21 protein-coding genes are annotated in these 25,562 nt (G+C 38.2%); 7 read left to right on the top strand and 14 right to left on the bottom strand.

The window, feature by feature from the left end; all coding sequences use genetic code 11:
- Positions 1–157: 157 nt before the first annotated feature.
- The 6 genes from J671_RS06115 to pilG form a co-directional block, all read right to left on the bottom strand.
- Positions 158–625, bottom strand: coding sequence for a hypothetical protein (locus J671_RS06115; protein WP_002051358.1), 468 nt, complete (start codon positions 623–625; stop codon positions 158–160).
- Positions 622–5,145: a hybrid sensor histidine kinase/response regulator gene (locus tag J671_RS06110; RefSeq protein WP_031981667.1), complete on the bottom strand. Its 4,524-nt coding sequence runs from the start codon at positions 5,143–5,145 to the stop codon at positions 622–624. The genes J671_RS06115 and J671_RS06110 overlap by 4 nt, the downstream gene beginning before the upstream one ends.
- Positions 5,146–5,292: 147 nt before the next feature.
- Positions 5,293–7,374, bottom strand: coding sequence for a methyl-accepting chemotaxis protein (locus J671_RS06105; RefSeq protein WP_031981666.1), 2,082 nt, complete (start codon positions 7,372–7,374; stop codon positions 5,293–5,295).
- Between the two features lie 46 nt (positions 7,375–7,420).
- A complete protein-coding gene (locus J671_RS06100) occupies positions 7,421–7,957 on the bottom strand; it encodes a chemotaxis protein CheW (protein ID WP_004885375.1) in 537 nt (178 codons plus the stop codon).
- A gap of 57 nt (positions 7,958–8,014) precedes the next feature.
- Positions 8,015–8,377: a response regulator gene (locus J671_RS06095; RefSeq protein ID WP_002051151.1), complete on the bottom strand. Its 363-nt coding sequence runs from the start codon at positions 8,375–8,377 to the stop codon at positions 8,015–8,017.
- Between the two features lie 26 nt (positions 8,378–8,403).
- A complete protein-coding gene (pilG, locus tag J671_RS06090; RefSeq protein WP_000389061.1) occupies positions 8,404–8,787 on the bottom strand; it encodes a twitching motility response regulator PilG in 384 nt (127 codons plus the stop codon).
- A 282-nt stretch (positions 8,788–9,069) separates the two neighbouring features.
- Here pilG and J671_RS06085 point away from each other — a divergent pair, with 282 nt between their 5' ends.
- Genes J671_RS06085 through J671_RS06070 form a run of 4 tightly spaced genes read left to right on the top strand, consistent with a single transcriptional unit; the run spans position 9,070 to position 15,775 of the window.
- Positions 9,070–9,708, top strand: a complete 639-nt coding sequence (locus J671_RS06085) for a hypothetical protein (RefSeq protein WP_031981665.1) — start codon at positions 9,070–9,072, stop codon at positions 9,706–9,708.
- 59 nt (positions 9,709–9,767) lie between these two features.
- On the top strand, positions 9,768–10,886 hold the full coding sequence (locus J671_RS06080; RefSeq protein ID WP_031981663.1) for an efflux RND transporter periplasmic adaptor subunit: 1,119 nt from the start codon (positions 9,768–9,770) through the stop codon (positions 10,884–10,886).
- Positions 10,887–10,901: 15 nt separating this feature from the next.
- Positions 10,902–14,000 (top strand): efflux RND transporter permease subunit, encoded by a 3,099-nt coding sequence (locus tag J671_RS06075; RefSeq protein WP_031981662.1) that lies wholly within the window; start codon positions 10,902–10,904, stop codon positions 13,998–14,000.
- A gap of 59 nt (positions 14,001–14,059) precedes the next feature.
- Positions 14,060–15,775: a proline--tRNA ligase gene (locus J671_RS06070; RefSeq protein ID WP_031981661.1), complete on the top strand. Its 1,716-nt coding sequence runs from the start codon at positions 14,060–14,062 to the stop codon at positions 15,773–15,775.
- Between the two features lie 56 nt (positions 15,776–15,831).
- Here J671_RS06070 and J671_RS06065 read toward each other — a convergent pair whose 3' ends face one another.
- The 4 genes from J671_RS06065 to J671_RS06050 all read right to left on the bottom strand — a co-directional run bounded on the left by J671_RS06065 (position 15,832) and on the right by J671_RS06050 (position 17,773).
- A complete protein-coding gene (locus tag J671_RS06065; RefSeq protein WP_019457547.1) occupies positions 15,832–16,173 on the bottom strand; it encodes a YegP family protein in 342 nt (113 codons plus the stop codon).
- Between the two features lie 210 nt (positions 16,174–16,383).
- On the bottom strand, positions 16,384–16,728 hold the full coding sequence (locus tag J671_RS06060) for a zinc ribbon domain-containing protein YjdM (protein WP_019457546.1): 345 nt from the start codon (positions 16,726–16,728) through the stop codon (positions 16,384–16,386).
- Positions 16,729–16,818: 90 nt separating this feature from the next.
- Positions 16,819–17,175 (bottom strand): DUF488 domain-containing protein, encoded by a 357-nt coding sequence (locus J671_RS06055; protein WP_031981660.1) that lies wholly within the window; start codon positions 17,173–17,175, stop codon positions 16,819–16,821.
- A gap of 145 nt (positions 17,176–17,320) precedes the next feature.
- Positions 17,321–17,773 carry an SRPBCC family protein gene (locus tag J671_RS06050; RefSeq protein WP_081404819.1) on the bottom strand — a complete coding sequence of 151 codons (453 nt, stop codon included), beginning with the start codon at positions 17,771–17,773 and terminating at the stop codon, positions 17,321–17,323.
- A 213-nt stretch (positions 17,774–17,986) separates the two neighbouring features.
- Between J671_RS06050 and J671_RS06045 the strand changes: the two genes are divergently transcribed.
- From J671_RS06045 to J671_RS06035, 3 genes are all read left to right on the top strand, one after another.
- On the top strand, positions 17,987–18,709 hold the full coding sequence (locus tag J671_RS06045; protein WP_031981657.1) for a YgfZ/GcvT domain-containing protein: 723 nt from the start codon (positions 17,987–17,989) through the stop codon (positions 18,707–18,709).
- Between the two features lie 145 nt (positions 18,710–18,854).
- Complete coding sequence (locus J671_RS06040) at positions 18,855–19,565, top strand: DsbC family protein (protein ID WP_031981656.1); 711 nt, start codon at positions 18,855–18,857, stop codon at positions 19,563–19,565.
- 182 nt (positions 19,566–19,747) lie between these two features.
- Positions 19,748–20,572 carry a tetratricopeptide repeat protein gene (locus J671_RS06035; protein WP_031981654.1) on the top strand — a complete coding sequence of 275 codons (825 nt, stop codon included), beginning with the start codon at positions 19,748–19,750 and terminating at the stop codon, positions 20,570–20,572.
- 34 nt (positions 20,573–20,606) lie between these two features.
- Here the strand turns inward: J671_RS06035 and J671_RS06030 are convergent, their stop codons facing one another.
- The 4 genes from J671_RS06030 to J671_RS06015 form a co-directional block, all read right to left on the bottom strand.
- Positions 20,607–21,530: an AEC family transporter gene (locus tag J671_RS06030; protein WP_004885358.1), complete on the bottom strand. Its 924-nt coding sequence runs from the start codon at positions 21,528–21,530 to the stop codon at positions 20,607–20,609.
- Between the two features lie 66 nt (positions 21,531–21,596).
- Complete coding sequence (locus tag J671_RS06025) at positions 21,597–22,706, bottom strand: NADH:flavin oxidoreductase/NADH oxidase (protein ID WP_031981653.1); 1,110 nt, start codon at positions 22,704–22,706, stop codon at positions 21,597–21,599.
- A gap of 9 nt (positions 22,707–22,715) precedes the next feature.
- Positions 22,716–24,839 carry a TonB-dependent receptor family protein gene (locus J671_RS06020; RefSeq protein ID WP_031981651.1) on the bottom strand — a complete coding sequence of 708 codons (2,124 nt, stop codon included), beginning with the start codon at positions 24,837–24,839 and terminating at the stop codon, positions 22,716–22,718.
- A gap of 134 nt (positions 24,840–24,973) precedes the next feature.
- Complete coding sequence (locus J671_RS06015) at positions 24,974–25,540, bottom strand: DNA-3-methyladenine glycosylase (protein WP_004885355.1); 567 nt, start codon at positions 25,538–25,540, stop codon at positions 24,974–24,976.
- Positions 25,541–25,562: the final 22 nt, after the last annotated feature.

Genomic DNA, 25,562 nt, shown 5'->3' with positions numbered 1-25,562 from the left:
ATATAATTCGTGGTTATTAAATTAGATAATTTATTTTTGAGAATCTTTATATAGCATTCTTTTGAATGCTTATCTCTATACTGGAATATATGATTTTATATTTTAAAATTTATTTAATTTTTATAAAAAAGGAACTCATTTGAGTTCCTTTTTTTCTTTATAAACCTAGAGTTTTTTCAATATATTCTAGGTTAGGTATGTGGTAGCGTTGATCTTGCATACGCACATATTTAAATACTGTAGGGTGCTGTTCAGCTTCTTGGTATTCATCTATTTCATCAACAATTTCAGAAATACGTAAACGAACAGAGATCGGCATAGTTTTACACATTAAAGCAAAACGTTGGCTGATATCTTCCCCTTCAATTACCAGTGCTACAGCATATTGATCAGTTGCATTATGGACTGAGTATATAGGTAGCTTTACATCATGCCACTCAATATGTTTTACGCCATTTTTTACGTCCATGGCAGATAACACAATATTTTGCGGCAACAGCATAGGTACCTCATCATTACATTCAATGATATAGGCATCAATAAAACCAGTTGAAACCGTAATAAGATGCTGTAGCTCTTGTTGGTCCATATTACCGATCAAAGATGTATTTACACTACCTTTCATGATTTGACCTCACTTTCAAATGCTACAAGTAAAGCATCAATATTTTCTAGTAACTCTTCTTCTTGGAACGGTTTACCCATATATTGACTTACACCTAACGAGAATGCCCGTTCACGATGTTTTTCGCCTGTTCTGGATGTAATCATAATAATTGGCATGTATTGATGCATATCATGATGTCGTACGAGATTAAGTACTTCGAAACCATCCATACGTGGCATTTCAATATCAAGCAGCATCAAATCCGGCTTAATATTTTCTAGCTGTTCTATGGCATCAACGCCATCTTTAGCCGTAACAACATCGTAGCCTTGGCGTTCAAGTAATCGAGACGTTACCTTACGTACAGTTACGGAGTCATCGACAATCATAACGAGACGGCGCTCGTCTGATTCACGTTGTCTATATACTGCTTCACTAAGCTGTTTATGACGCGGTGTAGACTGAATTTGTCGCGCAATATTTTGCCCGTCTAAAATTAAACAAACCTGTCCATCACCTAAGATGGTCGCACCTGCAATTGCTCCAATGCTAGAGAACTGTTGACCAATTGGTTTCACTACAATTTGAGCTCGAGAACCAATTAACTGATCGACAAGTAACGCCACAGTTTGGCCATTGTTGGCTTTAATCATTAAGACAGGTAATGAATACATCATGCCATTTAGTCGTGGCATTGGTTGATTACCAACAAATTCTGAAAGATAACGTAATGGATAACGCTTATTTTCATATTCAAATAGTTCTTTAGGACTTTCAAAATACTGCTCTAAAGAAGCAGGCGAAACTCGAACAATTCGATCAATTTGAGCAAGTGGAATTGCAAATTGCTGATCTGCCACTTTTACCATTAAGGCATCACTTACAGCTACAGTAGTCGGTACACGTATCGTAAATGTTGTTCCCTTACCATAAACAGAGTCAACGCTAACATGTCCACCTAAAGCTTTAATATCGCTCTGTACGACATCAAGACCAACACCACGTCCAGAAATCTGAGTAATCTGTTCTGCGGTACTTAAACCTGGATGGAAAATTAGCTGTAGAATATCTTGCTCTTCTAAATCTTGTTCTGGCTTGATCAGACCAGCAAGCAGTGCTTTTTGGCGGACTTTTTCTACATCAATACCTTGTCCATCATCGCTAAAGACAACAACAACGTCTGTTCCTTGACGCTGAATGTTCAGTTCAATACGCCCTGCTTCCGGTTTATTCACCTTTTGGCGCTGTGCTCGGTCTTCTAGACCATGGTCAATTGCATTTCTGAGCATATGCTCGAGTGGTGTCACTAAGCGTTCTAAAATGTTACGGTCTAACTCACCTTCGGTATTATTTACGAAAAGCTCAGCAGGTCTATTCAAGGCTGTGGATGTTTGACGCACAATCCGCTGCAAACGCGGTAACAAACGTGAAAATGGAACCAATCGTGTTCGCATCAAGCCTTCTTGAATTTCTGCCTGAATACGCGACTGTTGTAAAAGTAAACTTTCTGTATCTCTGATCTTGTGAGATAACGTATTTTTAAAGTCGACCAAGTCCGATGCAGATTCAGCAAGAGATTTCGATAACTGGTTTAAAGATGAATATTGGTCCATCTCTAAAGGGTCAAAGTCGGTATAGCGAGAATGCTCAATACCGTGTTTAGCAATAATTTGTGTTTCTAACTCGCCTTCCATTCGTCGTAACTGATCGGCCAGTCGTTGAATAGCCAATTCCATTTCAACCAATGTATGACCGAACTGACTCAAGTCCATTTCAATTCGTGAACGGTTAATCGAGTTCTCACCAGACAAGTCAATCATCTTCTCGATCAAGTCTGCTGAAACACGGATCATTTCATTGTTCTGATCCAGACGTTCTGTTTGCTCCCATGCGCCCATCATTGGTGGTGGTTCTGTACCATCACCTTGTATGAAGGTCATCACAGGTTCTGAGCTAAACAAATCAGTTTTCGTTAACTTAGCCGGAATTTGGATATTCGTTTCAAAGAATTGAATATTTTCTAAACTTTGTTGTAATCCATCGAAATGCTGATAGTTATGCTTGAAAATAGCATCTTTTAGCCATGCAATTGCACTTTCGAGCAAATGGTCATAAATATTCGAGTTGAAGTGATGTAACGCAAATTGTTCGAATGTATTTTCGAGTTGATAGGCAATCGCGTAGACGGCTTCTAAACCGACCATTCGTGCACCACCCTTCAAACTGTGCACAGCTCTTTGTAATTGAAGCAAGATACTTCGGTTTGTACGCTGCTCAAACCATTGTTTCAATAGCCCATCAGCCATTTCTAACAATTCAGCAGCTTCTTCTAGGAATGTCTGCTCAACAACAGCCGTAATATCCTGTTCTTCAACTACCGCTTCATTCTCTTGTGATGTAACGGATGTTATTGCTTCAACTGGCGTAGCTAACTCAGTAACAACGTTATCAAATACCATCTGATCATCATGAACTTCTAATTCTGTAAGAACAGGCTCAATTTCTGCCGGTACTTCATCGATTAATACTTCAGATATCAGCTCTTGTTCAGAGAAGATCTCACTTTCACTATCAAATATTTCAACCACTGGTACAGGTTGGAAGTTAGAGGTTTGACCTGCTCGTTTTAACGCATTAATTGTGTAAGGAGCTGCATAATCTAATTGTTGTTCACGCATGATTTGCAGACGGTCAGCCAAGTCATCTTGTACTAAACGAATAAAATCAATTAAAGGTGAAGTTGCAACTAACTGCTTTTGAATTAAACGCTCATATATGCTTTCTAATTCATGGGTAATCGAACCTAGATAAGTCGCCTGAACCATATTTGCTCCACCTTTCAAGGTATGCAAATAGCGCATTAGATTATTCAGGGCTGCAAAGTTTTCTTGCTCACCTACCCAAATATTGAGATCGGTATCAATTCCCTCAAGTAGCTCATCAGCCTCTTCAAGAAAGATATCTAAAAGGTCAGGATCAAAGTTTTGATTTACCTGTGTAGAAGAAATATATTGGCGATCTTGCTGTACACTCTGGCTTAATACTGCCCAGTCTGCAGAGTCTGATAAATTCTCTACCGTAACAGCAGCTTCTGGCTCTGGTTCGATATTAAATAGTGGCTCAACAGAAGTAGGATCTTGCTGAGACAGGTCATTGTGTACGCTCGGAGTATGTAGGGTATAAAGTTTTAATTCTTCTAGAATACTTTGATGTTGCTTAACAATACCAACTCGCTGACCAGCAGCCAAGGCATCGAACAATTGAATAAGCTGTTGATGCGCTTTTTGATAAATTTCAAATATATAGTCTGATTGCAATAATAGAGGTTTATCAAGTAATACATCATAACTTTCTTTCAATTGACTGGTATATTCATGTAAACCCAGCATTGCTTGAGAATGTGTATGTTGTAACAGTAGATCAGCTTGTTCACTTAGACGTTCAAGATAATCTGGAAACTCATTACGAATGCCTTTCTCAAAATCTAATTCTGCATCTAATAATTCAGAAACATCTAACAACAACAGTTGTGATACCAAACCATGAGAAGGTGTTAATGGATCTGTTCGGTCACCATGTTGCTCAACGTAAGCATCCCATGATTGATTAAACTGCTGCAATCTCGCTTCAAGCTTTTCATTTGAACTATGTTTAGATAGAAGCTCTAAGCTATCTCTAATAAACTCACGATATTCTTGTAATAATAAAATTTCATCTGAATTAGAAGAAAGTTCTTCTTGCAACAGTATTTTAAATAAGTGCTCAACTTTGGTACTGGCTTCAAAAATTGTTTCGACCTGCGCCATCGCAGAACTGCCACGCAAAGTATGTAGCGCGCGTATTAAGGCATTATAACTATCATACTGATGCAGCTCTTGATTTAAGAACTGATGAATTGTAGTTAAATGCTCCTCTGCCTCTTCCATAAACAAGGTCAAAGTTTCATCTAGATTTATTGCAATTTCAGTATCTAAATCTTCAACAATTGGCTCAGCCAATGAGTTTTGCTCAATATAGTCTAGCTCAAGCCCAGTTATTGTTTCGGCAGTAAGCGTATTTGAAAGCTGTAAAAGCTCTTCTAAAGCAGGTTCTAAACTTTGCTGTTGTTGTAGTTGCTGGCCTAATAAAATAAGCGGTCGAAAATCTACTGCATGTGCTCTTTTTTGCTTAAAGTTATCTACTAATTTAAGAAAATAGAACTTAAATACTAATTGAACATAGCTCTGGATTGCTGGAGTCAATTTAAGGGTTTGATTGATTACGCGATTAAGCGTGTCTTCAACTGTCCAAGCAAGCTCAGCTGAAGATTTAGCACCGATCATTCTTCCAGAACCTTTTAAAGTGTGGAAATGGCGGCGAATTTCAGTGAGCGTAGCAGTATTCTCAGACTGCATCCATTCATTTAATAATGGTTGCAAATCAACAAAAATTTCTTCAATTTCTTCAACGAAAATTTCAAGAAACTCAGCATCTTGTTCAGAATAGCTATCTTCAGGTAGCGTCATTGCTTCAGTTAAAGTTTTTAATATTTCTTTCATAGCAAAGGCTTCTTTTGCTTACCCCCTGAATGGGGAAAACTACAGAGTCAACACCAGAAAAATAGCTATTTCCCCAATATTTGTCTGGCGCTGCTCATACTTTTAAAAGAATAGCTATTATGAGAATAGCTATTCTCATCCCCCAATTTAGTCAGGTAATTTAAAGTCCGTTACTGACTCACGTAATGACTCCGACATATTTGCCAATTCAGATACAGAACGAGCAGTATCGAAGGTTGCCGTTGTTGTTTGTGAAGTAATTTCTTGTACAACAGTCATGGTTGCAGCAATGTGACTCGCAGAAGCTGATTGAAGTTTTGCTGCATCAGAAATGCTCGCAATTAAGTTTGCCAAGTCACCCGATACTTTTTGAATTTCATCAAGCGCAATACCCGCATCTTTCGCTAAGTTAGCACCACGTACAACCTCTGTTGTCGTTTGTTCCATTGAAATAACGGCTTCGTTGGTATCCGTTTGAATCGTTTTAACAAGCGTTTCAATCTGTTTAGTTGCCGAAGCTGAACGTTCTGCAAGACGTTGGACTTCGTCAGCAACCACGGCAAAACCACGACCTGCTTCACCGGCCATAGATGCTTGAATTGCTGCATTTAAGGCTAGAATGTTTGTTTGGTCTGCAATATCGTTAATGAGCGATACGATGTTACCAATTTCTTGTGAAGACTCACCCAAACGCTTAATACGTTTCGAGGTTTCCTGAATCTGTTCACGAATGGTATCCATACCCTCAATAGAACGGTTTACAACTTGTGCACCATTAGATGCAATATATACCGAACGTTGTGCTACTTGAGCAGATTCAGAGGCGTTGGCAGATACTTGGTCAATCGACAATGCCATTTCGTTCATTGCAGTTGATGCACCGGCAATTTCTTGTGCTTGGTGCTCAGATGCCTCTGCTAACTGGTTAGTAATATTTTGAGTATCTTGCGTATAACGTGCAACTTCCTGAGAAGTTTCATGGATTCGTGATACTAAGTCACGTAACTGGTCAATCGCAAAGTTAATCGAGTCGGCAATCGCACCAGTAAAGTCTTCAGATACCGTTGCATATGAACGTAAGTCACCATCTGCAAGATCGGCAATTTCATCAAGTAAACGTAAAATCGCATTCTGGTTACGATCATATTCTTCTTGTAATGTAGCTACACGTTGTTTATCTGCTTTACTACGAAGTGATAAAAGCTTTAAAACAGAAGTAATTAAGCCAAGAAGTGATAATGTCAGTACAGCAACTAACGCAAAAGCCTTCCAGCCATATTGGGTTTGCTCTGAAAGATCACCTAAAGCAGTTAACATTGCATCAGATTGAGAGAAGATCTCACTTGATGATTGACGTACGTTTACGATCTGGTTTGTATGCTTGAGGACAAAAGTTGCAGCAGATTTTAAAACTTTATCATATTCAGTTTTGATACCTTCCAAAGATTCACGCACTTCAGGAGATTCAACTTTAGCTACCCCCAACTCCGCATTTCCATTTAGCTGTGCATCTAAGTACACACCAAAAGTCTCAATATCAACACTAAAGTCATGCGCTGAGTTTTCAGAGTTCTCTGTACCAACGAAAACCGAGTTAATAGATCGTAAAATACGTTCCGCAATAAATACTTGGTTTTTAGCAATTACGACCTGATTACTTGATACTTTTTCGCGGACCATCTTATCAACCATCAAGTTATATTCAGCTTGAATCTCAGGAATAGAATCACTAATCGAGATATTCATATTATATAACTGGTTAATTACGTCCTGTTGTGATGAGATTAAATCAATGTCATAAGACAAAGATTTCCACAGAGTCGCTACTTTTTTATATTCTTTTGAAGATGTACCATAAATATTTTCGACATTTTTTATATTTTTGGCAAAAGTTTGACGCGATTCAACCAAGTCTTTCATGGCTTGAGGTGAACCAGAAGCGGTCGCTTCTGTAGCCTGTCTAGAAATCGTTTGTGATAGTAAACGTAACTCACCCATACTACGTGTTAATTCGTTATGTCGAGGTACACTATAAAACAAGTAAGCAAGCGAAGTTGAAGCTAATACTAAACATAACAACGCTACATAAAGGATAGGCTTGGACTTTTTACTTTCCCAAAATAAACTGGCGTATTGCTCAATTTGTGACTGAATTTTCGCAATAAAGTTGACACTCGATTTTTCGTTTACACTACGATTGCCACTTTTCTTTTTAAGTTTAAAGCCCATACAGCTTCTCCCCAGAAAAATACACTGTGTATTAACAGCATAAAAATTAGTTTATAAATTTTGTCGATGCATTCATGTAATGTGGGTTTTGCAATAATCGACTAAATAAAAAAACATGCCAATGCTGATTGTGTTGGTGAAAATACCCTTGGCAATATTCTTTTAAATTTTCCTCCAAGTTTGAACTTTGAGAAAAAAAGCTTTTCTTATTAAAGTGTTGAATCCCCAAGACCTGATCAACAACCAATCCCACATATTGGTCTTGATGGCTAATACATAACACTTTTTGGGCAGCCGAAAATGAACTTCGTTGCCCTGAAATAAAATGTGCCAAGTCAGAAACTGAAAGTAATCTTCCCCGAATATTTGCCAGTCCCTTTACCCAACTTTGGGTATTTGGAACAGGTGTATATTTTGGTGGATAGATAACCTCTGACACTTCCCCAAGTGGTGCGACGAAGTATTGCCCTCTCATTTCAAAAGCAATTCCTGACCATCGCTCTGCTTCATTTTGGACTGAAGCGTAATTCTTATTACCCCGTTTAGACAAACGAAGTAACTCAATAAATCCGTTCGCGGCCATACTCGATCCTATAAGACGGGTGTAGACCCGCCATTTATGTTTTTATGGATGGATGAGTTAATTTAGAAATTGTTTAATTACATCGATCAGTTGCTTTTCTTCAATAGGCTTAATCAAGTAATCGAGAGCACCCTGACGTTTACCCCATACTCGGTCAGTTGCCTGATCTTTAGTACTCACAATAACAACTGGAATATGCTTAGTGTCTTCATCACGGGTAATCTGGCGTGTTGCCTGAAAGCCATTTACACCTGGCATTACAACATCCATTAACACTAAGTCAGGCTGTTCTGCTTTTGCCAAAGTTACACCATCTGCACCATTAGATGCTTCAATTACATCGTAACCGTGCTTAGTTAGAATTTCTCTAAAACGATAAGTTTCTGTTGGTGAGTCATCAACAATAAGAATACGTGCCATTTCTTCTTTGCCCTTAAATTACTTAATTATGAACTTACATGATTACGAATCGCATTTAACAATTCATCTTTGCTAAATGGTTTCGTCAAGTATTCATCTGAACCTACCACACGCCCTTTTGCCTGATCAAATAGACCATCTTTACTAGAGAGCATGATAACGGGAATGTTCTGATAATTTTGAGAGTTCTTAATCAGAGCACAAGTTTGATAACCGTCTAAACGAGGCATCATGATATCTACAAAAACGATATCCGGATTCGCTTCAGCAATTTTAGATAAAGCTTCAAATCCATCGACAGCAGTAATCACTTCACAACCTTCACGTTGCAATAATGTTTCTGCTGTACGGCGAATAGTTTTTGAGTCATCAATAACCATTACTTTCAGATTTTGGAACGCATCTTCCATTTAATCTTCCATCCCCATAACATAAAATATAAATGCAATTTAACTTAAATTTGTTTTTACAGATTTATACGCATTTTTAACATATCTATACTTCTATTTTCAATGAAAGGTTTTTGTCTACTTTCTCATTTATAAACAATAACTTTTAACCTCATCACACTTTCGAAAAAATTATCATTTTTTTTAGAATGTCGTTATTTTTATTCAGTTAAATAATAACTAATATATTTAAGATTAATTATTTAAAAATAAGCGGTTTAGCTTTCTTTTTTGGGGAATTTTATGAATAAGCGGATGAAATATGCCTTTTATAGGACCTGCTTGTCTGTTTTTATAAGCATTGCTTCTTGCGGAGCCCTGTTTTTCTCATCCCCAACTTTAGCTACAAATGGTGCTCCTAAAGCTGTTTGGTATCGCTATTACGACCAGCATGGGATTGCTAATATTAGTACATCTGTAACCCCCGCTCATATTCGCTATGGATATGAGGCACTTGATCAAAATATGCAGGTCATTAAAAGAAATCATCCCTATAATTCTGAAGCTGATCTAAATCAATCTTCACAACGTGCATTATCTGCTCGATATAGGGAAGAAGATAACAAGTTAAAAAAAGCATATAGCAATAGTAAAACTGCGTTGATTAAAAGAGACCAAGCTTTATTGGCAATCAAAAAACAAATGAATTATCAGCAGGAACAACTGAGCCAATTACAACAAGACAAAATTTTATTTAAACGTCAGGAAATGGAATATTTTCGTAAAGGTGAAAAGGTTCCTGAAAGGCATAAAACCCTAATTGAAAACAATTTAATGAATATTAATAAGGTTAAACAAACACTTGAAATACTTTCAAAAAACTATAATCGCACCAATAAAGACTATGAAAATATTATCGAACGTTTAAAAAAGCTTGAATAAGCGCACAGCTTTATCAAGAATAAGGGCAAAATAAAATTTGAATTACAGGATGATGCTGTATGCGCACAACGCATCTTACCCCTTCTACTTTTTTTAAATTAAGCTTAATTAGCCTGAGTTTGATTTTAGCTGCATGTCATCAGCAAGAAGCACCAAAAACCACAGCATCTGAACCAAAAAAAATTGAACTGATTCCTCAAGATTTAATTACTGTAAAAGAAGGTTCGCTTGCTGCTCAGACTGCCTTTACAGGAACTATTCGTGCGGTACAACAAAGCTCTATTCAAGCTCAAGTCAGTGCGACAGCAACATCTGTTAATGCAAATGTGGGACAAAAAGTACAAAAAAGCCAAGTTTTAGTCAGATTAAACAATCAAGATAATGCTGCACGTTTAGCTCAAGCTGAAGCAAATCTGGCTTCAGCTCAGGCACAAGCAGAACTGGCACGTAATTTGATGAACCGAAAACAAAGACTACTTAATCAAGGCTTTATTGCCCGTGTAGAGTTTGAACAGAGTCAGGTAGATTATAAGGGTCAACTTGAAAGTGTTAGAGCTCAGCAAGCCAATGTTGATATTGCTAAAAAGGCTGATCGAGATGGTATTATTACTAGCCCGATTTCAGGTGTCATTACTAAACGACAAGTTGAACCGGGACAAACTGTTTCGATTGGACAAACGCTCTTTGAAATCGTTAATCCTAATCAATTAGAAATACAGGCAAAGTTGCCTATTGAGCAACAATCTGCACTAAAAGTCGGCAGCTCTATTCAATATCAGATTCAGGGTAATTCAAAACAATTACATGCCATACTGACTCGGGTCTCACCTGTAGCGGATCAAGATAGTCGACAAATTGAATTCTTTGCGAGTCCTAAAGAAGCAATTGATTCACTCAGTATCGGCGCTTTTATTAATGGCATTATTTTGCAAAATGATCGCAATCAAGGACAAACTATTCCTTTAGATAGTATTCAAAACCTGCAACAAGATCCTTTCGTATGGGTGATACGCAATCAAACCATTCAAAAGGTCAAAATTCGGGTAGTTGAGCAGCGTTACAACGAAAATATTGCTTTGGTACAAGGTCTACAAAGCACAGATCAGGTAAGTCGTATCCAGTTTGACGATTCCGATATCAATAAAAAAGTGACGCTTACAGCCGAAAAAAATAAATAAGGTAGCAAATAGCTTATGTGGTTTACCCGAATCAGTGTGAAGTATCCCGTTTTTACCATTATGATGATGCTGTGCTTAATGGTACTCGGGTTAGCCTCTTGGAAGCGCATGACCGTTGAAGAGTTTCCTAATGTAGATTTCCCATTTGTAGTGGTTACTACGCAATATGCTGGTGCTTCACCTGAAGCGGTTGAGTCTGATATTACAAAAAAACTCGAAGATCAAATCAATACAATTTCAGGCATTAAACAAATTACTTCACGTTCAAGTGAAGGGTCTTCGATGGTGATTGCAGAGTTTAATCTTGATACCTCTTCAGCAATTGCAGCACAAGATGTGCGCGACAAAATTGCTCCTGTTGTCGCTCAATTTCGTGATGAAATTGATACGCCGATTGTGCAACGCTACGATCCTTCATCTAGCCCGATTATGTCGGTGGTGTTTGAGTCGAATACGATGAGCTTGGCTCAATTAAGTTCTTATGTAGACAAAAAAATTGTGCCGCAGCTTAAAACCGTTTCTGGTGTAGGTAATGTCAATTTATTAGGTGATGCGAAACGCCAAATTCGTATAAAAGTTCATCCTGAACAATTACAAAGCTATGGTATTGGCATTGATCAGGCCATTAACACACTAAAAAATGAAAATATAGAAGTACCTGCAGGAACTTTACAGCAAAAGAATTCTGAACTAGTGGTACAGATTCAATCAAAAGTTATTCATCCTTTTGGTTTTGGTGATTTGGTCATTGCCAATAAAAATGGCTCGCCTATTTTCCTAAAACAAGTGGCAACCGTTGAAGACACTCAAGCCGAACTGCAATCCAGCGCTTTTTATAATGGAAGAACAGCAGTCTCTATCGATATTTTAAAAAGTTCCGATGCTAATGTAATTCAAGTTGTTGATAAAACTTACCAAACCTTAGAGAAGCTAAAAGCTCAAATGCCTGCGGGATTAAACTATAAAGTCGTCGCAGACAGCTCCAAAGGGATTCGCGCTTCAATTAAAGATGTAGTACGTACCATTCTTGAAGGAGCAGGTTTAGCAGTTTTAATTGTTTTACTCTTTTTAGGTTCTTTCCGATCTACCATCATTACAGGTTTAACTTTACCCATTACCCTGCTTGGAACATTAACGTTCATCTGGGCTTTTGGTTTTAGTATTAACATGATGACACTGTTAGCTCTATCACTCAGTATTGGCCTATTAATTGATGACGCGATTGTAGTTCGAGAAAACATTGTTAGGCATACAGAGCTTGGCAAAGACCATGTCACCGCCGCTTTAGATGGCACCAAAGAAATTGGGTTAGCAGTACTCGCAACTACACTTACCATTGTGGCGGTATTTTTACCTGTTGCTTTCATGGGGGGGTTAATTGGGCGTTTCTTCTACCAGTTTGGGGTAACTGTAAGTACAGCTGTTCTTATTTCTATGTTTATCAGTTTTACACTCGACCCAATGCTTTCAGCACATTGGAAAGACCCGGTAAAGAAAAAAGAAAGTCGACTACAACGTTTCTTTAATCACATTTCTAAATTACTAGATGGCCTTACCCATATTTATGAAAAGCTGTTGAAACTTGCTCTGCGCTTTCGTTTTATTACAGTCATTATTGCGATTGCTTCACTGGTTGCGGCCTTAGGTTTATCTAAATTGATTGGAACCGAATTTGTACCAGTTCCAGATAAAGGTGAAATCCGTATTCAGTTCGAGACGCCTGTCGATGCTTCTTTAGAATATACTCAAGCCAAGTTACATCAAGTCGATCAAATTATTAGGCAATTTCCCGATGTGGTTTCTACCTACGGGGTTGTAAATAGCACAATAGACTCTGGTAAAAACCACGCTGGTTTAGGAGTGACTTTAAAACCAAAACAACAACGTAGTTCAGATTTAACAACGCTCAATAATGAATTCCGTGATCGTTTGCAAACCGTAGCGGGTATTCGTGTTACCTCCGTTGCTGCGGCTCAAGATTCAGTTTCTGGTGGTCAAAAGCCAATCATGATTTCGATTAAAGGAACTGACCTGAATGAACTTCAAAAAATTTCAAATCGATTTATGACTGAAATGGGTAAAATTAAAGGTGTAGTCGATTTAGAAAGCTCGTTAAAAGAACCGAAACCAACTTTAGGTGTTCATATTAATCGTGTACTGGCAAGTGACTTAGGGTTGTCTGTTTCCCAAGTTGCCAATGCGATTCGACCACTCATTGCGGGCGATAATGTCACAACGTGGGAAGACCGTGACGGCGAAACTTATGATGTAAATATCCGCTTAAATGAAAACAAACGCATGCTTCCGCAAGACGTGCAAAACCTATATCTCAACTCAAACAAAACTGGTGCAAATGGACAACCGATATTAGTTCCATTGAGTGCAGTAGCAACAACCGAGCAAAAATTCGGTGCGTCACAAATTAACCGACGTGATCTTGAGCGCGAAGTACTCATCCAAGCCAATACGTCAGGACGCCCAAGTGGGGATATCGGTAAAGACATCGATAAAATGCAAAAAGCATTTAAGTTGCCTGCTGGTTATACCTTCAATACCCAAGGTGCCAATGCAGATATGGCCGAGTCTGCGGGTTATGCATTAACTGCTATTACACTTTCCATTGTATTTATTTATATTGTTTTGGGTTCTCAGTTTAATAGTTTTATTCACCCTGCTGCGATTATGGCATCTTTACCATTGTCATTGATTGGGGTATTTCTTGCCCTATTCTTGTTTAGAAGTACTCTAAACCTATTTTCAATTATTGGCATCATTATGCTCATGGGGCTGGTAACCAAAAACGCGATTTTACTTATCGACTTTATTAAAAAGTCCATGGAACATGGGGAAAGTCGTTATGATGCTATTTTACAAGCAGGTAAAACCCGTTTACGCCCAATCTTAATGACCACAAGTGCAATGGTCATGGGTATGGTTCCATTAGCTTTAGGTTTGGGTGAAGGCGGAGAACAAAGTGCACCAATGGCCCATGCTGTTATTGGTGGCGTAATAACCTCTACCCTGTTGACTCTTGTAGTAGTACCCGTCATTTTCACTTATCTGGATGACTTGAAAAACTTTATGCTGCGTCAAACTCGACGATTCATGTCATAATGCAGCAACTATCGTATAATCTGCGTTTTTATAACGCTTAACTTTTTAGGACTTTTTCCATGCGCGCAAGCCGCTTTTTATTTGCAACGTTGAGAGAAACCCCAAACGATGCTGAAGTGATTTCACATCAGCTCATGTTACGTGCGGGGATGATTCGTAAATTGGCATCAGGTTTATATACATGGCTGCCGATGGGAACACGTGTGCTTAAAAAAGTTGATGCGATTGTTCGTGAAGAAATGAATCGTTCAGGTGCTATGGAAGTGTTCATGCCCGTGACTCAACCCGCTAGCTTGTGGGAAGAATCAGGTCGTTATGAACAATACGGCCCTGAATTATTACGCTTCAAAGACCGTCACGACAACCCGTTTGTGCTTGGTCCTACACATGAAGAAGTAATCACGGATTTAGCACGTAACGAGCTAAAAAGTTATAAACAGCTTCCTGTAAATTTCTATCAAATTCAAACCAAATTCCGTGATGAAATTCGTCCACGTTTTGGTGTAATGCGTTCACGCGAATTCATTATGAAAGATGCTTATTCTTTCCATGCAACTCAAGAATCATTACAAGAAACTTATGATGTAATGTATGACACTTATAGCCGTATTTTTACTCGCTTAGGTTTAGACTTCCGCCCAGTACAAGCGGATACTGGCTCGATTGGTGGTTCAGCTTCACATGAGTTCCATGTATTGGCTTCAAGTGGTGAAGATGACATCGCATTTTCAACTGAATCTGATTATGCAGCGAACGTTGAAATGGCTGAGGCTGTTTTAGTAGGTGAACGCGCAGCACCTGCGCAAGAATTTAAATTGGTTGAAACACCAAACCAAAAAACAATTGATGATGTTTGCCAATTCCTAAATGCTGATCCTAAACAATCTGTCAAAGCATTATTGGTTCAAGGCGTTGCTGATGAAAAAGGCAATGTTCCTGTGGTTGCTCTATTCTTACGTGGCGATCACGAACTGAATGAAATTAAAGCTGAGAAACATCCTTTAGTTGCCGCTCCTCTTACATTTGCAACTGAAGAGCAACTTCAAGCATTTGGTATAACGGCTGGCTTTACAGGTCCACAAGGTTTAGTTGAAAAAGGTATCACTGTAATTGTTGACCGTGCTGCTTCTGTTCTTTCTGACTTTGTTGCTGGTGCAAATGAAGCTGACAAACACGCTGTCGGCGTAAACTGGGAACGTGATGCCCAAATTACTGAAGTCTTTGATTTGCGTAATGTGGTTGAAGGCGACCCATCTCCAGATGGTAAAGGTTCACTACAAATTAAACGCGGTATTGAAGTTGGTCATATTTTCCAGCTTGGTACTAAGTACTCTGAAGCTTTAGGCTGTAAAGTTTTAGGTGAAGATGGCAAACCATTTACTGTAACAATGGGTTGTTATGGTATTGGTGTAACACGCGTAGTTGCAGCTGCAATTGAACAAAACTACGATGACAAAGGTATTATTTGGCCTCAAGCGATTGCACCTTTTGAAATCGCAATTGTTCCAATGAATGCACACAAATCACCTCGTACTCTTGAAGCAGCCGAAGCACTTTATGCTGAACTTCAAGCTCAAGGTTTTGATGTATTACTTGATGATCGTAACGAACGTCCAGGCGTTAAATTCTCTGACCTTGAGTTAATGGGTATTCCACACCGTATCGTGATTGGTGAAAAAGGCCTTGATGCGGGTACGTTTGAATATAAAGGTCGCCGCGATGCTGAAGCGAGCAATTTAACTAAAGAAGAACTTTTAGCTAAATTAGCACGTTAATAAATATATAAATAAAAAAAGCAGCTTTTAGAAGCTGCTTTTTTTACATTTAATTTTTACGCCTCAACCGTCAAGTCTTTAATGGTTGCCGAAGATCCATTGGTTTTCACCGATTCAATTCCTTTATCACGTGATGCTTCACTGGCATAGAACTGACTCGTACCAATAATTTGATGATTTGCAGCTTTTAAATTGAAGTAAGGTTTCCCATTTTTTGCAGTTAAACGATCATATCGCCCATCGTCACCACTATTTTTTTGAACTGACTCAATACCATTGACTGCTGATGCTTTCGCTTTATATAGCTCACTATTTAAAATAATTTCACCATTACCAGCCTTGAGTACAAAGCGATATTGTCCATCATTCGCTTGTGAAATCTCGTACCATCCTGCCATAAGAACCTCGTTTTTTTGTTGGTGTGGGTATGACTTTCGTTATTATTCTGGACGAAAGTTATTTGTTATTGATGACAATATAAATGAGCTGTGTAACTTTGGGTAGTCTACTTTTTATACATTATCGTAATAAAATTATAAGGATGTTGAAAGTTAAAAAAGTAGAGGCTTGATGGGTACCTCTACCGAAATGTAATTAAAATTAACAAATTAAGCTTTTTTTACAAATTCAGATTTTAATTTCATCTGACCAATACCATCAATTTTGCAATCAATATTATGGCCATCACTTGCATCGGGAACTAAACGAATTGTTTTTACTTTTGTTCCCACTTTAACAACCGAAGATGAACCTTTAATTTTTAAGTCTTTAATCACAGTGACACTATCACCATCTGCCAAGACATTACCATTTGCATCTTTAATGACTTCTTGTTCATCAGCAATTGAAGCTTCCCCTTCCTTCCACTCATGTGAGCATTCAGGGCAAATTAATAAGTCGCCGTCTTGATAGGTATATTCTGATTGGCATTTTGGGCAATTTGGTAAAGACATAAAAAAATCTCAAAAAGTATATTATGCGAGATATGACTCATTTTTTAAAGTTTTAAATAAAAGACTTTTACCAAAAAAAAATTTATATATTCATTTCTTCTCTTTCTCTAATAAATAGTCTCTTAAAATAATCGCATGGTTATGCTCCACATCTTTTGCCGAATATAAAAGAGTGACTCTATGCTTGGACACAATGTCTTGTAACTCTTTAACTGCTGGGTTTGTTTCCAGTTCTTTTAAATAGCGCTGTTTGAACTCACTCCAATGCTGTAAGGACTCTGCATGAAACCACTTGCGCAGTTCAGTTGAGGGGGCTATTTCTTTTAACCATAAATCTAAATGGGCATTTTCTTTACTTATCCCTCGACTCCATAGCCGATCAACTAATATTCGTTTTCCATCATTGGTACTTACATGTTCATAAATTCTTTTAATGTGTATTTCCATCTCTTTTTCTCACTAGACAGCCTTATTGTTTAGGCCTCATCAACACATTTAATATTTTGTTCTCTTTTAACCATAATTAAAAAGAAAAAAGTGAGTAGCTCTCTACTCACTTTTTTCTTTAGGGTGCCCAAATTTTAAAAGGCGATTACTGATCTGGGATCTCGGCTTCTACTAACAGTGTTAATAAGGACAAAGACTCCTGCCATCCTAAATAACACGCCTCTACAGGAATAACTTCTGGTATTCCTTCTTGGGTAATATGCACCTCTGTACCTACTAATACACTTTTTAATGTAATAGTCACCTGCATAGTGCCAGGTAAATTTGAATCATCAAATTGGTCGTTATAACGAATTAATTCATTTGGAATGAGTTCGACATAAGTTCCCCCAAATGAATGTGTTGATCCTGTCGAAAAGTTGGTAAAACTCATTTTGTATGAGCCACCTACATTTGAATCAAAACTATGAACTTTCGCAGTAAAACCGTGGGGCGCCATCCACTTTACTAAAGCATCTGGATCGAGAAAAGCACGATAAACCCGTTCAGCGGGTGCTTTAAATACACGATGTAATTTTACTGTACCTGTTGCCATTATGTTCTCCTTGTTTTAAGTCCATTTAGGTTATAAAAATTGTGCTTAATAGCTTAAACCGTAGAATTTCTTTTAACGTATATTTTTGGTGTTTTTCCATTTATACAACCAGTTTCTGACAAAACTAAATTACGAAAACTAAGGCTGATTTTTTGATAAAAATGGAGCAAAATAGTCAGCAATCATTAAAGAAACATATTGAATTTGAGATTAATCATGAGTCTGCTCGCTTTCTCCTCATATGCATTAAACGGTGTAGATGCACAGAAGTTTTTACAAGGTCAAGTGACTGTCGATACTGAACGTTTAGCTGAAAATGAAACACGCTATACAGCCATTTGTGATCTTAAAGGCCGTATTCACTTTGGCCTATGGCTAAAAAAGATTAGTGCTGAAAGTTTTGAGATTGTTGTTACTCAAGATCAAGCTGAAGAGTTCGCTAAGCATATTAAAAAATATGGTGCATTTTCAAAAATGACCTTAAGTGAACAAGGCACTGTGTTTCCAAAAGTTGTAAATGGACACACTGAGTTCAGCTCTACAGAAACTGATATTTCCGAATGGCAAAAACAAGCCATCATGACGGGGCAAGCATGGATTGCTCAAGCGACTGAACATGAGTTCCAACCACAAGAATTACGTTTACACCAACGTGAAGGCGTCAATTATGATAAAGGCTGTTACCTAGGTCAGGAAATTGTCGCACGCCTTTGGTTTAAAGCAAAACCAAAACACTGGTTACATTTAATTCAAGGCACAGGTGAAGCACCGGCTCCAGCAACTCAATTAAATAACGATATTGAAGTGGTAAATAGTGTACAAACCACTGACGGATATATTGCATTGGTTGTTGCAAAACCAGCTGCTTTAGCAGAACTCGGTCTTCAAGTTTTCGATTTGCCAGAAGCTTTAAGTGGTGATGTTGCTAGACCACAATAATTATATTTAGCAAATAAAAAGCCCGCGGATGCCCCTGCGGGCTTTTTCATAGATACAAAATTCTAATAAATTCATTTAATTAGGGCATCAATTTTTTAATTTTTCTATGCCATCATAATCGAGGTTGAAATCTAAGAGAAAAAATATGAAAACTAAACTTGCCACACTCATGTTAAGTTTGGCTTTTTTCGGTTCTGCTCATGCTGATGTGAAAACACTTGAACAAAATCTGAAGACAAATTATCCAGATTTACCTGTAAAGGGTGTTTATCAATCACCTGTGCAAGGTATTTATGAAGTATATACAAGCGGTCGTATTGTTTATACCAATCAAGATGCTAAATACTTCTTTGTAGGCAATTTAGTTGATATCAAACAACAAAAGAATATGACAGAAGAACGAATTGCCGAATTGGGTAAAATTGATGTTAAAAGCCTACCACTAAATCAGGCGATTAAATATGTAAAAGGTAAAGGGGAACGTACTCTTTATATTTTCAGTGATCCTGATTGCCCTTACTGCCAACGTCTAGAACAAAACATGGTTGGGGTAGATAACGTAACGGTATATGTATTCTTATACCCACTGACCAGTTTGCACCCAAATGCTGAAAAAGTTTCAAACCAAATCTGGTGTTCAAAGAACCCGTCTGAAGCTTGGACCAATTATATGCTTAACCGCAAATTGCCGACTAATAGCAAAAGTTGCTCAAGCCCAATTCAAAAGAATATTGCTTTAGGTCAAAAATTAAATATCGATGGAACACCAACATTGTTCTTGCAAGATGGACAAAGAATCTCAGGTGTACCAAGTGATGCAAAACAAATTGAAGCATTACTTAAGTCAGTAAAATAAGTCTATATGCCACTCTCTTAGCCAGAGTGGCATATCATTTTTCTCCACAGTTTGCTTTATAGACATCGTTTTATATACAAATCGGCTGTTTACTTTCATCCACCACTATTTATGATGAGAAGTTGAGTTGATTCAATACATCGACGGAATGATGTAGCTACGAAGTAAAAGGTTAAAAAGAAATGAAAAAATTACTCATCGCCAGCCTAATCGCCATTTCAAGTTCGTCCATTTTTGCGGCAGATAGTACGGCATCTGCGGCAAAAAATGATGTCTTTAAACAGGCAGAACAACTGTATGCAGCAAAAAATTATCCCGCTGCCTTTCAAGAAATCCAGCGCCTTGCACAGACAGGAAATGCTCAAGCGATCTATAACTTAGGCTATATGACGCAAATGGGACAAGGCACCCCTAAAGATAATGCCAAAGCTCTAAAATATTATGAAGACGCTTCAAACAAAGGTTATGCTCAGGCCAGTTATAGACTTGCACAGATTTATGAAACTGGTGAATTAGGCGTTGCAAAAGATAGTAATAAATTTAGCCAATATGTGCAAAAAGCATCAGCTCAAGGCTCTGATGATGCAACGGTAAAAATTGCGACTATTTTATTTGCTCAGAAAAAGCCACAGTCTCATCAAATTGCTTTACAAAAGCTAGCGCCTTTAATTCGAAAAGGAAACTACCCTGCTATTCAAGTCAAAGCACTTTATGATATTAGCCAAGGGGTTGAAAATAAAAACCCGCTAATGAAACGCCAAGGCATTGAAGCTTTACAAGCAATTGCACAAAAAGGTTATGCACCAGCATCTATGGCTTTAGCGACTATGATGGCAAATGGCAATATTATTCCTCAGAACTTGCCTCAAGCAAAACAGATTTTTACTGAACTTGCTAACCAAAATGTTCCTAATGCTAGAGAGTCTTTAGCTTCAGTCGAAAAGATTATTGCTGAGAAGAATAAACAAGCTGCAGCCGCCCCTACACAGCCTGCACCTAAAAAATAGCAAAGAAACAATAGCCCCGTATGGGGCTTTTCTTTTACCACCACAAAGCGATAAGCCCACTTACTCCAATAAAACCAATAATAGTACTTATCATTAAAGGTGTTAATGCTCTTTCATTTAAACCATATGCTTGCCCAAAAATACCAAAAGCAATTGGCATTGGAAGTGCCGCAATTAATGTTCCAGCATATAACATCTCTTGACTGACGTTTGGTAATAAAAGGAATAACCCAAAAATCACAACTGGCATAAGAATGACATTAAACCCAGCCAACAATACACTTTGTAAATTCACGGCGGTAATACCTATACCAACTAAGCTGCCGCCAATAGCAAATAGTGCTAGAGGCGAAGCTGTCCTTCCTAAAAGTTCTAAAGCTTGCCCAAGTTTTGAAGGCAGATGAATACCTAGCAAGATACAGCTCATCCCCACCAAAATTGCAATAATTACAGGATTTTTAATTAAATTTATGAATGTTTTTTTCAGTAAAGGCAAAAGCCGCTGCTGTTGATGTAATCCCGCTTCTGCCAAAATAAGCATTAAAGCGACAATTAATAAGTTTTCAATAATTAAAGTTAAAGATATATAGATTGCAGCATGACTACCCATGAGCATAGTCAAAATAGCAGTACCCATAAAACCTGTATTTGACATAGAAGCGCCCATCGATATGACTGCACTATGGGTTAGGCTGTTTTTAAAATATTTCCGATAAATGATAAAAGCCAGAAAAAATAAGATTAAAGAGCCACCACCATAAGCAATAAAATAAGCTGGGTGCCAAATATCTTGTAAGTTTTTATTGGCTAAAGATTGGATTAAAAAAGCAGGTAAAGAAATTTTAATAACAAATGCACTCAGAGCCTTAATTTGTTCAGGTGTTACCAGTTTAATGAGAACACTACAGTACCCCATCAATAATAAAATCAAAATTGGTAAGATTACCTGAAAAACCACAAACAACGCCCTCACTCATTTCAAAAGAAAAACGGGCAAATCTTAATTTGCCCACATATTTAAAAACTAAAAAGAATCAAAAAGCTGTTTTAAGCCATGTGGTTGACAACGCAAATATTGAGGAGCAATTTTGACTTTTGCACCCAATGTAGCTGCAGCATGCCATGGCCAACGTGGGTCATATAACATTGCACGTGCAAGACCAATGGCATCAGCTTGTTGGTTTTCTAAAATTTGTTCAGCATGCTGTGGATCAGTAATAAGACCTACCGCAATCACAGGAATAGATACATGTTTTTTAACCTGCTCCGCGAATGGTACTTGGTAACCTGCCCCGATGGTAATATTTTGGTGTTCATGTAAGCCACCACTAGAGACATGGATATAAGCGGCTCCCAGTTGCTCTAAGGCTTTTGATAAACCAACCGTAGACTCAATGTCCCACTGTTCGTTACCATCCATCCAGTCAGTTGCAGATAAACGTATTCCTACAGGATAACCTGCAGGAACAGCAAGTTTAATTGCCTGAAGTACTTCAAGCGTCATACGCATACGGTTCTCTAAAGAACCGCCATATTCATCTGTTCGTTGATTCGCAATTGGCGATAAAAATTGATGCAACAAGTAGCCATGTGCTGCATGTACTTCAATTAGCTCAAAGCCAGCTTCAACTGCACGTTTTGCCGCAGCGGCGAAGTCTTGTTGAATTTGTTTAATTTCATCAACTGTTAATGCATGTGGCGCAGCATCGTGAACTGAAAAAGTACTTGTACTTGGAGCAACTGTTTGCCAACCATGTGGCTGATCTTTTGCAATTTGACCTTTCCCCAACCAAGGCTTTTCAGTTGATGCCTTACGTCCAGCATGTGCTAACTGAATTCCAAATGGCATAGGAGAAAGTGTTTTAACTTTTCCTAATAAAGTTTTGATCTGGTCACGTTGCTGGTCATTCCAAAGTCCAAGATCTGCGTAACTAATTCGACCTTCCGCTTGTACAGCCGTAGCCTCCACAATGCATAACCCAGCTCCAGACAACGCGTAATTTGCCCATTGCTGCTCATGCCAATAGGTAATTTCACCTTCATCAGTTGCCGAATACTGACACATTGGGGCAATTACAATTCTATTGACTAGTTGTAGCGAATCAAAATTAACCGTTTCAAATAATTTTGCCATTTTAAATTCCTAGAATTGTTTAATTACACGTAAACCTGCACTCCAGTTACGCCCATCAGCGGGTTCAAAATAACGATCATTACCATCATTTACGATAACTGAACCCGCATAGTTTTTATCAAATAGGTTATCTACACGAGCAAAGCTTTTGACCTTCCAAGCACCTAAATCCCATGCATAACCAATATTTGCTGAAGTTACACTGTAGCTTGGTGCTGCGTCACTGTTGGTATCATTCACGTATACTTTGTCCATATACTGTACATCTACACCACCATATAGTCCGTGGCTCGGTTGCCAAGCTAAAGAAATATAAGCCTGATTTTTAGCAATTCCAGGAATCGCATTGCCATCTGGAATTTGAGCAATATTGCCTAAAGCAGGAATATCCGCATCAAAAGTAGCATCTAAATAGGCATAGCTTGCTGTCGCTGTTAAATCTCGCCACAACTTTTTATTCCATGCAAACTCTACCCCTTCACGCAAAGTTTTATCCGCATTTCGGAAGGTAGAACGACCATTTGAGCTTCCTGCTGAAACAATGTCATTTTTGGTTTTAGTTTGAAAAACTGCCAAAGTAAAATCACCTAATTGGTTTTGTGATTTTAAACCAGCTTCATAGGTATCACTGGTCGATGGTTTTAAATCAAAATTAAAACCTGACTTTGTCGTATCAGTTTGATATGCCATTTCAGTAAAGGTCGGTGTTTCAAACCCTTTGGCATAACTCATATAAGCCATGAGCTCAGGTAAAATTTGCCAACTTAACGCAAGCGACGGTAAAACTTTACTGTAATCAGTCTTGCCGCTATCGTCGCCATTACTTAAATAGCGATCTTCCGACTTATAGTGAACATTACTATAGCGTACGCCCGTATCTAAACGCCATGTGGGTAAGAACTGCCATGAAACTTGTAAATATGGGTCAATATTCCATAAAGTATTATCTTCATCACGGCGTAACTTACCTTTGACACCATAAATACCATCCGCATTAAAGTTTTCAAAACCTTTACGATCTTCATCCATCGCATCGAGTGCAACCCCCAAACTCACCGTTGTATTTGGCAATAGTTCTTTACCTGTCCAACGGAAATCAGCACCATAATAATTACGGTCAAAATCAATCACACCACCCGCATGATTGATACTGGCATCTTGGGTAGATTTAGGAATAGATTGATACTGAGTGACTTGACGATTACCCAAATATGCCATGGCATAAAGTTCATTTTTATCATTAATAGGCTTAGACCATGTCATGCCCGTTTGGGTTTGTTCGATATCTTTACGAACATTAAATTGCTTTAAAAACGGAACTTGTTGCTTTGGATTCGCATTCCACTGATCATGCGTTAAACCCTGTGGATCATCGGCATTGATTTTGACATAGTTAGTCACCCAGTTGATTTTACTTCCATCATCAAGATTCCAACTGAGCTTTGCATTATTTAATATTTTTTCTGCCCCGCTATGTTCTCGGTAACCATCGGTATCGAAGTATGATGAGCTAATAATATAACTTGGTTCATTCGCCCCTTTTGCTCCACCTTGTAGCACTAGCCCTGCTCGGCTTTTATCGTGACTACCACCCGAATAGCTGAGCTCAATTGAGTCTTTACCCTTTCCTTCTTTAGTAGAAGTTAAAATTGTCCCGCCCGATGAGTTTCCATAAAGTGAAGAAAAAGGCCCTGTTAGGACTTCAACATGGTCCAGACTGCTTAAGTCGATATTAGACGTTTGGCCTTGCCCATCTGGCATTGTTGCAGGAATACCATCCACATATAGGCGAATACCTCGGACACCAAAAGTAGAACGTGCACCAAAACCACGCATAGATAGCTGTAAATCTTGCGCATAATTTTCACGGTTACGAATTTGCAAACTCGGTATCCCCTTCACAACCTCGGTCAAATTCACTTGTGAAGAACTATCCGCCTGAGGTGCATCTATTCGAAAAACCGAAGCAGGTGTTTGTAAGTAAGTAGTATCAGTACGCGTTGCTTCCACATGTAAAGTAGGCAATTTGGCAACATCTGAATTTAAGTCTTCTGCCCAAACAAGTGGGCTAGAAATACAGCCCATACTCATCAAAATACAGTAGTGAAGTCGGTCTAAGCGTAATAAGGACATGCTTATTTCCTTTATTTATATTGTAGTTATGATAACAAAAAGCAGTGTCTTGTCTGGATATAGAATTCGGTTTACATTGTTGTAAATCTGGAACAGTCGTTTTGCGATATAAAAATTGATTTCCAGTTTAAGAGTTATCGGCTTAAAGATGGATGATCTTTCCAGCAATATCGTTCAGGCCAATCTTTTGCTTCTTCGGCATAATCAATTCCAATACGTGGCGTTAAAACCACTTCTGGCTGTGTAGTGGCTGCCTCAATCCATAGTCCAGATTCTTCACCTAAAGTCTGGCCTTTTAAAGTCCGATCAATGCTCAAATAACGTGTCAGTTTGCCAGGTCCAGCCAAAAGCTTATATTCTTTTTTAGTTGAAGCACTATTTAAAAATGCTGATCGAATCATCACTCCTTCAGGTACACCTTCTGTTTGAGTAATAATGTTGAGCATTTCATACATACCATAAATTAAATAAACATAAATGGTGCCACCATGGCGATACATTACCTCTGTTCGTGCGGTACGTTTGTCATTGTAGCTATGGCAGGCTTTATCGCGAACACCCAAATAAGCTTCTGTTTCACTAATTGTACAGCGGATAACTTGTCCATCAGGCTGTCGCTTACATAATACGCAGCCGATTAAATCATATGCTACTTCCGAAGTTTCTCGTTGAAACCAGCTTAATGGTAAAATATCTGACATAGTATTCTCTGAAATATTACAT

The organism is Acinetobacter sp. 1130196 (assembly GCF_000588095.1).
Lineage (GTDB): Bacteria > Pseudomonadota > Gammaproteobacteria > Pseudomonadales > Moraxellaceae > Acinetobacter > Acinetobacter nosocomialis.
Note: the sequence above shows the minus strand (reverse complement) of the source record. Positions and strands in the feature narration are given on the sequence as shown.

Coding starts and splice junctions, on each gene's coding strand:
- J671_RS06040 (WP_031981656.1), top strand. CDS start 18,855: ATGAAAACTAAACTTGCCACACTCATGTTAAGTTTGGCTTTTTTCGGT.
- J671_RS06015 (WP_004885355.1), bottom strand. CDS start 25,540: ATGTCAGATATTTTACCATTAAGCTGGTTTCAACGAGAAACTTCGGAA.
- J671_RS06070 (WP_031981661.1), top strand. CDS start 14,060: ATGCGCGCAAGCCGCTTTTTATTTGCAACGTTGAGAGAAACCCCAAAC.
- J671_RS06025 (WP_031981653.1), bottom strand. CDS start 22,706: ATGGCAAAATTATTTGAAACGGTTAATTTTGATTCGCTACAACTAGTC.
- J671_RS06110 (WP_031981667.1), bottom strand. CDS start 5,145: ATGAAAGAAATATTAAAAACTTTAACTGAAGCAATGACGCTACCTGAA.
- J671_RS06075 (WP_031981662.1), top strand. CDS start 10,902: ATGTGGTTTACCCGAATCAGTGTGAAGTATCCCGTTTTTACCATTATG.
- J671_RS06020 (WP_031981651.1), bottom strand. CDS start 24,839: ATGTCCTTATTACGCTTAGACCGACTTCACTACTGTATTTTGATGAGT.
- J671_RS06100 (WP_004885375.1), bottom strand. CDS start 7,957: ATGGCCGCGAACGGATTTATTGAGTTACTTCGTTTGTCTAAACGGGGT.
- J671_RS06045 (WP_031981657.1), top strand. CDS start 17,987: ATGAGTCTGCTCGCTTTCTCCTCATATGCATTAAACGGTGTAGATGCA.
- J671_RS06065 (WP_019457547.1), bottom strand. CDS start 16,173: ATGGCAGGATGGTACGAGATTTCACAAGCGAATGATGGACAATATCGC.
- pilG (WP_000389061.1), bottom strand. CDS start 8,787: ATGGAAGATGCGTTCCAAAATCTGAAAGTAATGGTTATTGATGACTCA.
- J671_RS06105 (WP_031981666.1), bottom strand. CDS start 7,374: ATGGGCTTTAAACTTAAAAAGAAAAGTGGCAATCGTAGTGTAAACGAA.
- J671_RS06035 (WP_031981654.1), top strand. CDS start 19,748: ATGAAAAAATTACTCATCGCCAGCCTAATCGCCATTTCAAGTTCGTCC.
- J671_RS06085 (WP_031981665.1), top strand. CDS start 9,070: ATGAATAAGCGGATGAAATATGCCTTTTATAGGACCTGCTTGTCTGTT.
- J671_RS06060 (WP_019457546.1), bottom strand. CDS start 16,728: ATGTCTTTACCAAATTGCCCAAAATGCCAATCAGAATATACCTATCAA.
- J671_RS06080 (WP_031981663.1), top strand. CDS start 9,768: ATGCGCACAACGCATCTTACCCCTTCTACTTTTTTTAAATTAAGCTTA.
- J671_RS06115 (WP_002051358.1), bottom strand. CDS start 625: ATGAAAGGTAGTGTAAATACATCTTTGATCGGTAATATGGACCAACAA.
- J671_RS06095 (WP_002051151.1), bottom strand. CDS start 8,377: ATGGCACGTATTCTTATTGTTGATGACTCACCAACAGAAACTTATCGT.
- J671_RS06055 (WP_031981660.1), bottom strand. CDS start 17,175: ATGGAAATACACATTAAAAGAATTTATGAACATGTAAGTACCAATGAT.